Annotated in this window: 9 protein-coding genes and 1 pseudogene; 6 read left to right on the plus strand and 4 right to left on the minus strand. The window is 61.9% G+C overall.

Annotated elements, in window-relative coordinates; translation table 11 throughout:
* The first annotated feature begins 37 nt into the window (after positions 1-37).
* Positions 38-1,366, plus strand: a complete 1,329-nt coding sequence (locus tag NVB75_RS31440; protein WP_258348811.1) for a D-arabinono-1,4-lactone oxidase — start codon at positions 38-40, stop codon at positions 1,364-1,366.
* Complete coding sequence (locus tag NVB75_RS31445) at positions 1,366-2,634, plus strand: DSD1 family PLP-dependent enzyme (RefSeq protein ID WP_258344841.1); 1,269 nt, start codon at positions 1,366-1,368, stop codon at positions 2,632-2,634. Before NVB75_RS31440 ends, NVB75_RS31445 begins: the two co-directional genes overlap by 1 nt.
* Positions 2,635-2,761: 127 nt before the next feature.
* Here the strand turns inward: NVB75_RS31445 and NVB75_RS31450 are convergent, their stop codons facing one another.
* Positions 2,762-3,703, minus strand: coding sequence for a transporter (locus NVB75_RS31450; RefSeq protein ID WP_167663796.1), 942 nt, complete (start codon positions 3,701-3,703; stop codon positions 2,762-2,764).
* A 203-nt stretch (positions 3,704-3,906) separates the two neighbouring features.
* Here NVB75_RS31450 and NVB75_RS31455 point away from each other — a divergent pair, with 203 nt between their 5' ends.
* The 3 genes from NVB75_RS31455 (at position 3,907) to NVB75_RS31465 (ending at position 6,162) form a co-directional block, all read left to right on the plus strand.
* The gene (locus NVB75_RS31455; RefSeq protein ID WP_258344842.1) at positions 3,907-4,944 is read left to right on the plus strand and encodes an AraC family transcriptional regulator; all 1,038 of its coding nucleotides are present in this window, start codon (positions 3,907-3,909) and stop codon (positions 4,942-4,944) included.
* Between the two features lie 111 nt (positions 4,945-5,055).
* On the plus strand, positions 5,056-5,493 hold the full coding sequence (locus tag NVB75_RS31460; protein ID WP_003219182.1) for a carboxymuconolactone decarboxylase family protein: 438 nt from the start codon (positions 5,056-5,058) through the stop codon (positions 5,491-5,493).
* Between the two features lie 348 nt (positions 5,494-5,841).
* On the plus strand, positions 5,842-6,162 hold the full coding sequence (locus NVB75_RS31465) for a DUF6124 family protein (protein ID WP_258344843.1): 321 nt from the start codon (positions 5,842-5,844) through the stop codon (positions 6,160-6,162).
* A gap of 158 nt (positions 6,163-6,320) precedes the next feature.
* Here the strand turns inward: NVB75_RS31465 and NVB75_RS31470 are convergent, their stop codons facing one another.
* Positions 6,321-8,510: a TonB-dependent siderophore receptor gene (locus tag NVB75_RS31470; protein ID WP_258344844.1), complete on the minus strand. Its 2,190-nt coding sequence runs from the start codon at positions 8,508-8,510 to the stop codon at positions 6,321-6,323.
* Positions 8,511-8,700: 190 nt separating this feature from the next.
* Between NVB75_RS31470 and NVB75_RS31475 the strand changes: the two genes are divergently transcribed.
* Positions 8,701-9,480 carry an acetoin reductase gene (locus tag NVB75_RS31475; protein ID WP_258344845.1) on the plus strand — a complete coding sequence of 260 codons (780 nt, stop codon included), beginning with the start codon at positions 8,701-8,703 and terminating at the stop codon, positions 9,478-9,480.
* Positions 9,481-9,731: 251 nt separating this feature from the next.
* On the opposite strand, the pseudogene NVB75_RS31480 reads toward NVB75_RS31475, so the two are convergent.
* Positions 9,732-10,088: pseudogene (locus NVB75_RS31480) on the minus strand (helix-turn-helix domain-containing protein); the annotation flags it as partial.
* A gap of 124 nt (positions 10,089-10,212) precedes the next feature.
* Positions 10,213-12,078: a sigma-54-dependent Fis family transcriptional regulator gene (locus NVB75_RS31485; RefSeq protein ID WP_258344846.1), complete on the minus strand. Its 1,866-nt coding sequence runs from the start codon at positions 12,076-12,078 to the stop codon at positions 10,213-10,215.
* Positions 12,079-12,153 lie beyond the last annotated feature (75 nt).

The raw sequence follows: 12,153 nt of genomic DNA on the forward strand, positions 1-12,153 counted from the left end.
ATTGCAACGCGGCGCGGTAGCCGGCGCGTTCATGGCATTGACCAGTAACCCGGTGCTGGCCCAGTTGGCCCGGGCACCGCGGCTGATTCCGTGGCGCAACTGGTCGGGGGCGCAAACCTGTTTGCCCCTGGCCCGGCTGGCGCCGAAAAACCTCGATGAACTGGTGCAGGTCATCGGCCAAGCACCGGGCAAGGTGCGGCCGGTGGGCTCGGGCCATTCGTTCAGTGCGCTGGTGCCCACCGACGGCACGTTGCTGTCCCTGAGTTATTTCAACGGTCTGTTGGAGCACGATCCGCATACCTTGCAGGCCACCTTCGCCGCCGGCACGCCGATGTCACGCATGGGCCAGGCGTTGAAGGACGTTGGCCAGGCGCTGCCGAACATGGCGGATATCGACTACCAGACCCTGGCCGGGGCGATCTCCACCTCGACCCACGGCACGGGCGTGGGCTTCACCTCTTACTCCGGTTGCGTCACCGGCCTGCAACTGGTGACCGCCCAGGGCGAAGTGCTGGACTGCGACGCCAACCGCCACCCCGAAGTGTTCAGCGCCGCGCGAGTGTCCCTCGGCGCCCTGGGCGTGGCCACTCAAGTCCGCCTGCAAAACCGCACGCCCTACCGCCTGCGGGAGCGCCAGTGGATCGCCAAGACTGAAGAACTGCTGGAGGACGTGGCAAAGAACACCCGGGAAAACCAGCACTGGGAAATGCTCGTGGTGACCCATTCCGACTACGCCTTGTCCATCGCCCTGAATGAAACCACCGACCCCGAAACCCCGCCCATCGACCCGGCCGAGGCGGGCGGCAACGAGTTTGTGTCGATCATCGAAAAACTCGACAAGTACGGCAGCGATTTCCCCGACGCCCGCCGCACCTTGCTCAACAGCCTGCGCTTTTTCGCCAGCTTCGATGACCGCGTCGCCGAGTCGTTCCAGGTGTACGCCAACGTGCGCAACGTGCGCTTCAACGAGATGGAATACTCGGTGCCCGCCGAACACGGCCCGGCCTGCCTGCGGGAAATCCTCAAGCTGATCAACGACAAGGACCTGCGTACCTGGTTTCCCATCGAGTACCGCTACGTCAAGGCCGACGACATTCCGCTGAGCATGTTCGAGGGCCGCGACAGCTGTTCGATCTCTGTGCACCAGCACTACACCATGGACCATCACAATTTCTTCGCCGCCGTAGAGCCAATCTTCTGGAAATACGCCGGCCGCCCGCACTGGGGCAAGTTGCACACCCTCAACGCGCGCACCTTGCAGCCGCTGTATCCGCGCTGGGAGGAATTCACCCGGGTGCGCCGCGAGCTGGACCCCAGCGGCAAGTTCCTCAATGCGCACCTGTCGTCTATTTTGGGAGTGGCCTGATGAACCGCAGACATTTCATGCTCGGCACCGGCGTGTTGCTGGTGGGGGGGGCCATCTTGCTCAGGCCCGGCGACCGGGGCAGCCCGTACACCGAGTATTTCCGCAGCCTCAACCAGGAACTCAAGGCCCACGGGCCAATGCGCCCGGTGATGCTGATCGACCTGGACAAGCTGGACCACAACATCGATGTGGTCATGCAGTCGGTGCAGCGCGGCGGCAAACACCTGCGGCTGGTGGAGAAATCCCTGCCGTCGCCGGGGCTGCTGGCCTACATCGCCAAGCGCGCCGGCACCCAGCGCCTGATGTCGTTTCACCAGCCGTTTCTGAACCACGACGCCCAGGTCTTTCCCGATGCGGACATCCTGCTGGGCAAGCCGTTGCCGGTGCGCTCAGCCGAGCTGTTTTACCAGACCCACAAAGGCCCGTTCGATCCGTCCCGCCAGTTGCAATGGCTGCTGGACACCCCCGAGCGGCTGCAGCAATACCTGGCGCTGGCCCAGGGGTTGGGCACGAAACTGCGGGTCAATATCGAGCTGGATGTGGGCCTGCATCGCGGCGGCATCAGTGACAACGCGGTGTTGGGGCAGATGCTGACGATGATCAGCGCGCATCCGCAGCAGCTGGAATTCAGCGGGTTCATGGGCTACGACCCGTTCGTGGGCATGGGCGTGCCGGGGATTCTCGGCTCGCCCCAGGCGCTGTTCGACAAGGTCATGCAGCGCTACAACGGCTACGTGGATTACACCCGCCAGCACTTTGCGCCGCTGTGGCGGGACGGCCTGACGTTGAACACGGCAGGCAGCCCGAGTTATCGCATTCACGAGCAGGAAAAACTCAGCAGCGAGGTGTCGGTGGGCACCGCGTTGCTCAAGCCGACGCACTATGACTTGCCGTCGCTGAATGAGCATGTGCCGGCGGCCTATATCGCCACGCCCGTGTTGAAAAGCACCGGGCCGGTGGATATTCCGGCGCTGGATGGCAAGTCGCGGTTGTTCTCGTGGTGGGATGCGAATCAGCGCGCCACGTTCTTTATTTATGGGGGTAACTGGATGGCCGAGTTTGAATCGCCCCAGGGCTTGCAGAGTAATGACCTGTACGGGCGCAGCTCCAATCAGGAAATGGTCAACGGCTCGCCCAAGGTGGGGCTGAACGTGGAAGACCAGGTGTTCCTGCGCCCGACCCAGAGCGAGTTTGTGCTGTTGCAGTTCGGGGATTTGCTGGCAGTGCGGGGCGGTAAAATTGTCGACGCTTGGCCGGTCTACACCTGACAACGCCGTTCCACTGTAGGAGCGAGCTTGCTCGCGAAAAACCCGAGGACGACGCGTTCATCCAGACAGCCCGCGTTATCGTTGACGTTTTTCGCGAGCAAGCTCGCTCCTACATTTTTTGCCGGGTTTACAGCGCAAACGGAATCGTCAACTTCGCCCACAACATGTCGCCTTCCGGCCGGTTCTGCACATCAAACTCCTTGGCCCAGCGCACCTCGGCACTCGCGTACTTGAGGAAGGTGAAATACACCGCCGGACCGATCGCAAACACCTGGCCCTTGACCCCGTCATCCACATCCTCGCCGTAGATGTTCACCACGGTACGCCCGTACTGCTTATCGTCGGTGGTCTGCTTGAGGTAATAACCGTTGAGCCCAAGGCTGAGGTTATCCGTCACCTTGTAGCTGGCCGAATAATCGAAGTGAAAAATCTGCCCCGAACGGTAATGGGTATCGGGGTTTTCCTTGTTGAAACTGTAGGTGGTCTTGATCGACAGCTCGGTACGCTCGTTGGGCAGCCAGGTCGCTGACACCAACGGCTTGTAGGTGTAGAAATTGTTGCTGGTATTGGCCAGGCGCGTGGCGTCGTACTCACCGGTGGGCAGGGTGATTTCCAGGGCGGTGCCCACCGTCAGGTTCTTGCCCAGGTCCCAGAGGATGATCGGCGCCACGGTGGTGTCGCCCATGCTTTCCCGGGTGTCGGACATGCCGAACAGCGACACCTGTTGCTTCAGGTACGGCTGGGCGATGTAGCCGCCCAGGCGCCCGCCGAATACCCGCAGCGGGCTGAGGTAATCCAGGCGCGGGATGATCGCATCGGACTTGATCTTCACGTCCGGCACCTTGCCACCCAACGAACTGATATCGAGCTTCTTGGCTTCGTAATGGTTGTAGTAAATGTTGAAGGCGAACATGTGGTCCGGCAGGTTGTTGACATCCAGCGGCAGGATGTAGAAGCCATCGGTGCCGGGGCCGATGTTGTCGACGCCGCCTTCGGTGGCCAGGGCCGGCAGGCTGATGAGGGTCAACAGGGCGAGTTGCACGGGGTAAAACGCACGGGTCGGGTTCATGGCTGGGCTCATTATTATTGTTAGGGCGACGCTACCTATACAAATAAGCCCTGAACGGCCAGCGGGGCAGGGTATTGGCGGCCACATAGGGGGACTTTGGCGGACAGCTTTCATCCAGAGTGCAGCAGTTCTTGCAAGCGCCTATGATTGTCAGGATGTTTCCAAAACAAGAACTGAAGCACTCAGTCGGGAATCGAACACCCATGCAAAGGAAAGCCGTTGATCCGCACTATGACCTGGCCCTGGTCTCGCCATTTCTGCTGCAAACCCTCGGACAAGTGGTCGCGCACAAGGGCGCGAGCGCCGAGCACCTGTGCCGTGGCCTGGGGTTTACCCTGGCCGACCTTGACGACCCGGCGCAGCGGATTTCCTATCGCCAGGCGGTAGCGATGATCCAGCGTGCACTCAAGGTGTTGCCCGACCAGGGGCTGGGCCTGTGGGTAGGCCATCAGAATGTACTCGGCACCCTTGGCCTGCTCGGCCATGTGATTTCACTGTGCAAGACGTTGCGCGATGCGTTTGCCATCGGTGAACGCCACCAGCACACCTCCGGCGGTATCGCCACTTCGCGCACCCATGAAGGCCCCCAGGAAGTGTTCGTCGATATCGAATGCCTGCTGCCGTATGCCGAGGTCCAGGTGTTTGCCGCGGAGGAGTTCTTTGCGAGCCTGATGGTGTATGGCCGGGCCCTGGTGGGCGAGGGCTTCATGCCGTTGCGAGTCGAATTTATCCACGCAGCGCCCGTCTACGTCGCCGACTATCACCAGCTGTTTGGCGCGGATGTGCGTTTTGGTTGCCTGAATAACCGCATGGTCCTGGCCAGCCACTGGCTGGACGTGCGCCTGCCCAATCACCACGCCCTGGCCCTGCGCCAGGCCCTGGAATTGCTGGAGCTGGAAAGCGCCCAGCTGCATCAGAAAATGGATTTGATCCAGGCGGTGGAGCGCGCGATTTCCCGGGATTTGCAGGGCAGCCAGCTGGAAAAGGTCGCCAGTGACTTGAACATGAGCGGGCGTACCTTGCGCCGGCGCCTCACTGAGCACGGGCTGACCTTTGAAGGCCTGCTGGAACAGGTGCGCAGGGCGCGGACCATGGGGTTGTTGAGCAACCCGGGGTTGTCCATCGAACGGATCACCGAGGAAGTTGGCTATAGCGATGTGCGCAGTTTTCGGCGGGCGTTCAAGCGCTGGACCGGGCTGAGTCCCAGTGCATTTCGCGGTGAAGGCGCAGGGCCGGGGTGAGCGTCAGGATTGGCCCCATTGGCTACCTGATCTTTCCCCGGATTGGCTATTTGTCCAACGCACCCGTCTCACTACTCTAGACACCAATCCCCACTGTTCTGGAGTATCACCATGCAAGCTCGTACCGACTTCTACACCGCCTCCCCGGACGCCATGAAAGCCATGCTCGCCCTGGAGGCCGCCGTCGGCAAACTGTCCATCGAACTGCCGCTGCTGGAACTGGTGCGCCTGCGTGTGTCGCAGATCAACGGCTGCGCCTTCTGCCTCGACATGCACACCGCCGACGCCCGCAAGGGTGGCGAGACCGAGCGCCGCCTGTACACCGTGTCGGCCTGGCGTGAAACGCCGTTCTTCACGCCCCGTGAACGTGCCGCGCTGGCCTGGGCCGAAAGCCTGACCCTGCTCAGCCAGACTCACGCACCGGATGCAGACTTCACCGAACTGGCTGCCCACTTCAGCCCGCAAGAGCAAGTCGACCTGAGCGTGGCGATCGCCACCATCAACAGCTGGAACCGTCTGGCGGTGGGGTTTCGCAAGATGCCTAAATAACCCCGCGTCACCTGTGGCGAGGGAGCTTGCTCCCGCTGGGCTGCGTAGCAGGCCCACAGAATTTTCCCACGAGATGCCGGGATTGCTTCGATTTGGACCGCAGATTAACCTCCCCCGGTTGCTGACACTCAGCAATCGGGCTTCGCGGCCCGCTAACTTGATGCATAATTGCCACCGCTTTGCGCCGGACACTTTGGTGTTCGGCGTTTCGTGTTATGGCAGCTGTGCGTGGGATACCTTCGGGTATGCCGAGTTCCAAGTTCTCGGTCCGCGAACCTGCGTACAGCTGCCACCTTCCATCGCGTCGCGGCGATCAGGTGCAGCTCCAGCCAAACTTGGAGATATGTCATGCACAAAGTCACACCGAATCCCCCGCCTAAAGATTCAGCAGCGCTGTTGGACGCTGCGAGTCGCGCTGCCCATCACGCTCTTCCACCCCCGCCACACACCAACGGCTACCTTCCACTGTTTTCCATCAATGCTGCCGCCAATACGGAGGCGCTGCTGGCCAACGCCTATGAGACCCTTAATGGCGCCTGCGGCCTTGTTCAGGATCTGGCGGAGACAATGGACGACAAGCAACGTTGTCAGTTACTGGCCATCGGGCAGTTGCTGGAGTTGACGGTGTTGTTGGTTGATCGGGCGATGGAGCAGAAATGTCCGGTCTAGGCGGTAAGGAACCGTATTCAACCTAAGAAGCAGATCCAGTGTGGGAGCTGTCGAGCCCCGGCGAGGCTGCGATGGCGGCGGCACAGTCAATATTGATATCGGCTGATCCACCGTCATCGCGGCCTCGCTAAAGCTCGACGGCTCCCACCTTTGTTCTTCTAGAAGTTAACTGTTGCACTCAAGCGTGCGGTCAACGGCGCACCCTGGAACAGGTAGTCATCGCCCATGTATTCACCGGCATCACGCCAGTAACGCTTGTCGAACAGGTTGTCGACGCTCAGGCGAAACACCGTTTCATAGCCATCGAGCCTGGTGGTGTAGCGGCTGCCCACGTTGACGATGGCGTAGTCGCCCACTTCCACATCACCGGTGCGATTGGCGTACTTGTTGGCGCTGTATTGCACGCCGCCGAGCAACGCCAGGCCATCGACCCAGGGCAGGGCGTAGTCGGCATACAGGCTGGCGCGCAGTTTCGGCACGTTGATCGCCTGATGGCCTTCGTATTCCGGCGTGCCGCTGCCCGTCACCCGTGCACGGATGGCCGCGACGCTGGCGGCGATCTGCAAGCGCTCGGTGGCCCAGCCGTTGGCGGATAACTCCAGGCCGGTGTTTTTCTGTTGGCCTTGTTGCACGTAGGTGAACGCACCCGCGTCGTCGGGTTTGGCGTATTGATAGGCCTGGCGAGTCTGGAAGATCGCGGCGGCGAAGCTGATGCGGCGCCAGTCGTATTTCACACCGGCTTCGATCTGGCGGGAGACGGTTGGGGCGAGGGTATCGAAGGAGTTGCTAGCGAACCACGGTGCGGTGCCGCCCAGAGATAGGCCTTTGCTGTAACTGGTGTAGAGCGAAAGGTTTTCTATCGGTTTGTAGATCAACGCCGCCTGGGGCAGGAACACATATTGTTGGGTGTGGCGCGACTCATCACCATTGGCGTCATAGGCATGCTCATCAAGCCGCACTTCGCGGCCGCCGAGCACCGTTTGCCATTGCTCGTTGAAGCTGATGCGATCGGTCAGGAACAGGCCATACTGACGGCTGTCGAGGCGGCGGTGGCTGGGGTTGAGCGGTCCGTTGTAGGCTGGAAACTGCTCAGGGTCATGATCGATATTGCCCGTGCCCAATATAGTGCCGTCAGGCAAGATGTTTCTGGCCACGTTAATTGGATTGCGCTGATCCACCACCCGCCGAAACGCACTGGTGCCAAACGTCAACTCATGCCCCAGTCCACCGGTATTGAACAACCCGGTCATCGCGGCCTGGATTTCATCATCGCGCCGGGTGTCATCAGGGCTGCGGAAGTCATAGATATCGTAGTTACCCTCCGGGCTGAAGTAGTTCGGTACCTTGGCCCCGGCACAGCTCGCGGACCCGTAGCAACCCCACGCAAACGAACTGTAATCATCAATCACCACCTTGCTGCGCGCCGCGCTCACGCTGCCTTTCCATTGGTCATTGAAGCGGTACTCAAACTTGCCATTGAGGTTCAGCGAATCGATCCCTACCTGATTCGCACCGCTCTGATGCCCCAGCAGTTTTTTCGGTGACGCGTCGTGCGGCACCTCGGTCCCGCCGAGCAACTGATAGCCCGGCACCGAGCGCTGCTGCTTGTTCTGATACTCGGCATCCAGCTGCAATACCGCGTCGGGGCTGATGTTCCAGTCGAACGCCAGGGACAGGAAATCCCGGTGGCCATTGGCATGTTCGACATAAGCGTTGAGGTCTTCATGGGCCACGTTCGCACGCAGGCCGAACTGCTGCTCGCTGCCAAACCAGCCGCCCACGTCGGTGGCCAGGTAGCCGCTGCCGCGATCATCGGTGGACACCGTCACCGAGCGCACATCCTCCGGGCGCTTGGTCACGTAATTGATCACGCCGCTGGGCTCGGAGATCCCGCTTTGCAGGCCCGACAATCCCTTGAGCAACTCCACGCGCTGCTTGTTCTCCAGGGCAACGTTCTGCTCGCCGGTGATGGTGCGGCCATTGATCTTGTAACTGCTGGCGGCATTCAGCGAGAAGCCGCGCACCACGAAGTTTTCGTAGTAGCCGATGGGTGCATAGCTGTCGCCCACCGAGGCGTCATTGCGCAGCACTTCGCTGAGCAAGCGCGCCTGTTGATCCTTGATCAGCGACTCGTTGAACACCGCGATCGAGGCCGGCGTGTCGAGCAGCGGCGCCTCATTGAAACCGCCCACCGACGCGGTGTCGCTGTTATAGCCGGATTCATCCTGGCCCTGGACCTTCACCTCCGACAGCTCGATATCAGCCGCCTGGCTGCTACCGATGCCTGCGCTGAGCAACAGGCCGAGGGCGAAATGTGAAGGAACAGCGGGGCGAAGACGCAAAACCATGGGGGAAGGCCTGAGAGCGCAGAGCGGAGGGCGCATAAGCTAGGCATAACGGCGGCGTTTTACAAGTTTGCGAGAAGGATTCGCGTTGAGACGCCCCGTCTCAGCCCGCAGACCAATCCTGCTGCTGCTCGACAGCGGCCCCTGGCAACTGCGATAGACAAGGCTTCTCTCACCGTTGAAGGGGATCGTCATGAGTATCGCTGGAAAAGTTGCACTGGTGACCGGTGCCGGGCAAGGCATCGGCCGGGCCATCGCGCTGCGCTTGGCGCGGGACGGCGCCGATATTGCGTTGGTGGACATCAACAGCGCCAAGATTGAAGCGGTGGCGGCCGAGATCGTTGCACTGGGGCGCAAGGCCTCGGTGTTTGTTGCCGACGTCTCGAAGCTGGAGCAAGTGGTCGCGGCGGTGGACCATGCCCACCAGACCCTGGGCGGCTTCCACATCATCATCAACAACGCCGGCGTCGCACAGATCGACGCACTGCTGGACGTAACCCCGGAACAGGTCGACCGCACGCTGCGTATAAACGTGCAGGGCACACTCTGGGGCATCCAGGCCGCGGGCAAGAAATTCAAGGCGCTGAAGCAGAAGGGCAAGATCATCAATGCCTGCTCGATTGCCGGCCATGAAGGCTTTGCGCTGCTGGGGGTGTATTCGGCCACCAAGTTTGCCGTGCGCGCGCTGACCCAGGCCGCCGCGAGGGAGTTGGCCAGTGACGGGATTACCGTCAACGCCTACTGCCCGGGTGTGGTGGGCACCGACATGTGGGTCGAGATCGACAAGCGCATGGCCGAGATTACCGGCGCCGAGGTAGGGGCGACGTACAAGAAGTATGTGGACGGGATTGCGTTGGGCCGGGCGGAAACGCCGGAGGATGTGGCGGGGCTGGTGTCGTACCTGGCGGGGCCGGATTCGGATTACATGACCGGGCAATCGCCATTGATTGATGGGGGGATTCTCTACCGCTGACCCGGCAGAATCACTCGGTCAAAATGTGGGAGCGGGCTTGCTCGCGAATGCAGAGTGTCAGGCACCTACTTTGTGACTGATACACCGCATTCGCGAGCAAGCCCGCTCCCACATTTTTTACCGCGTTTGATCGTTCCCACGCTCTGCGTGGGAATGCCGCCTGGACGCTCCGCGTCCGCTTCTGCAGTCGTGACGCGGAGCGTCACAGGATGCATTCCCACGCGGAGCGTGGGAACGATCATCAACGATCATCAGTGTTTTCCGGGCATGTCGATACCCAGCTGGTTAACCCGCCGATACAAGGTTGCCCTGGAAATCCCCAGCGCCTGCGCCGCCGCCAGCGGCTTCCACCGATGCCGAATCAGTGCGTCCAGCACCAACTGCCGCTCTGGGCTGACGCTTTCCGATGTTTCCACCGCAACCGCGTCACCGCGAACTTCCACCGGCAAATCCGCCAATTGAATCGTCCCGCCATCGCACACCGCACACGCATACGCCAATACATGCCGCAGTTGCCGCACATTCCCCGGCCAGGCATAACCCAGCAGCAACTCCAGCGCCGCCGCTGCGATTCCCGCGGCTACACCGTTGTGCCGCGCCTCCTGCTTTGATCGTTCCCACGCTCTGCGTGGGAATGTCGCCTGGACGCTCCGCGTCCGCCTCTACAGTTGTGACGCGGAGCGTCACAGGATGCATTCCCACGCGGAGCGTGGGAACGATCATCAACGATCATCAGTGTTTTCCGGGCATGTCGATACCCAGCTGGTTAACCCGCCGATACAAGGTTGCCCTGGAAATCCCCAGCGCCTGCGCCGCCGCCAGCGGCTTCCACCGATGCCGAATCAGTGCGTCCAGCACCAACTGCCGCTCTGGGCTGACGCTTTCCGATGTTTCCACCGCAACCGCGTCACCGCGAACTTCCACCGGCAAATCCGCCAATTGAATCGTCCCGCCATCGCACACCGCACACGCATACGCCAATACATGCCGCAGTTGCCGCACATTCCCCGGCCAGGCATAACCCAGCAGCAACTCCAGCGCCGCTGCCGCGATCCCGACCGCAACACCGCTGTGCCGCGCCTCTTGCTCCAGAAGCCGATTGATCAATGCCAATTTGTCCGTGCGCTCGCGCAATGGCGGCACACAGAACCGCGCACAGCCCAACCGGAAATACAAATCCTCGCGAAAGCTTCCAGCACTCACCAGCGCCGCCAAGTCCCGATGGCTGGCGCAGATCACCTGGATATCCACCGTGCGGGTTTTCGCTCCGCCCAGCGGCGCCACTTCACCTTCGGCCATGACCCGCAGCAGTCGCGTCTGCAACGCCAGCGGCATGTCGCCGATCTCGTCGAGAAACAACGTGCCGCCATCGGCCTGCAACAGCAGCCCGGTCATGCCCTTGCTGGAGGCACCGGTAAACGCCCCGGCCACGTAGCCGAACAGTTCGCTCTCAATCAGGTTTTCCGGGATCGCCGCGCAGTTCACCGCCACAAAGGGGCCGTCGCGACGGGCGCTGCGTTCATGCAACTGGCGGGCAAACACTTCCTTGCCGGCGCCGGTTTCGCCCTGGACCAGCACCGGCAGGTTGCGGTCCTTGACCCGCACGGCCAGGCGCAGATGCTCTTCCACACGCGGGTCTATCTGACTGGCCAAGCACGTTACCGCCCGCGCCGCTTTACGCCGTGGCGCGCTGACCCGTACCTGCAAGGCTCCGGTTTCGCCGAGCCAATGCAACTGCTGCGTCGATTGATCGGTCACGGCGCGCAACGCGTCCAGGTCAAACACTTCGCCGATATGCTCCGGCAACTGCCCGAAGCGCACCCTCAAGGCCTGCCGCGCCTTGCTGTTCAAGGCTTGCAGTCGCCCGTCCTGATCCCACGCCAGCAGCATGTCCGGCTGGCTGTCGACGTAACCCGGCGTGCTGTGGGCCTGCAACACCCAGTGTTGCCGGGCGCTGTGCATGAAAAACGCGTTCTCGATGGCCCGCGCGCTTTGCGCCACCATCTGCCGCACCAGGTGCTGGCTGCGCCGGTCATCCGGCGATTTCAGGGCGGAGGCGTCCATCACGCCCAGCAGGTTGCCCTGGGGATCAAAGATGGGTGCGGCAGAGCAGGTCAGGCCGATAAACGCCGCGCGAAAGTGGTCGCGTTTGTGCACGGTGACCGCGGCCTTGCTGGTCAGCACCGTGGCCACGCCGCAAGTGCCTTCCTCGGCTTCCGACCAGCAGGTGCCAAGGTACAGGCCGGCCTTGCGGCAGTCGTTGCGAATGCCGGCGTCCACACGATGGTCGATGGTCTGGCCCTGGGCGTCGGTGAGCATCACGCAGTAATCGGCGTGGCGCACCCGGTTGTGAATCTGCCCGACTTCCTCGCTGGCGATGCGCATGAACAGTTCGGCGCGTTCGCGGCATTCCTTGAGCAGGGTGCTGGTGAGGATGCGCGGCCCTTGCAGGGAACCGGGGTCGAGGTGGTGCTGCTCCATGGAGCGGCGCCAGGAGTCAAAAATCAGCGACGGCACCGGCGCCTGGGGCAGGCGGTCGGCGTTGCGAACCACGCGGCTGACGCAGTCGACATGGTCCTTGGAGTTCACGGCGAGCATTGAAGCCTCCGGTTCTCGATCCTTGTTGTTATGCCCGCCATTAAGCGCCCATGGGCCGGGCGGGACAAGGGCGGC

Source organism: Pseudomonas sp. CBS (genome assembly GCF_024734645.1).
Classification (GTDB): domain Bacteria; phylum Pseudomonadota; class Gammaproteobacteria; order Pseudomonadales; family Pseudomonadaceae; genus Aquipseudomonas.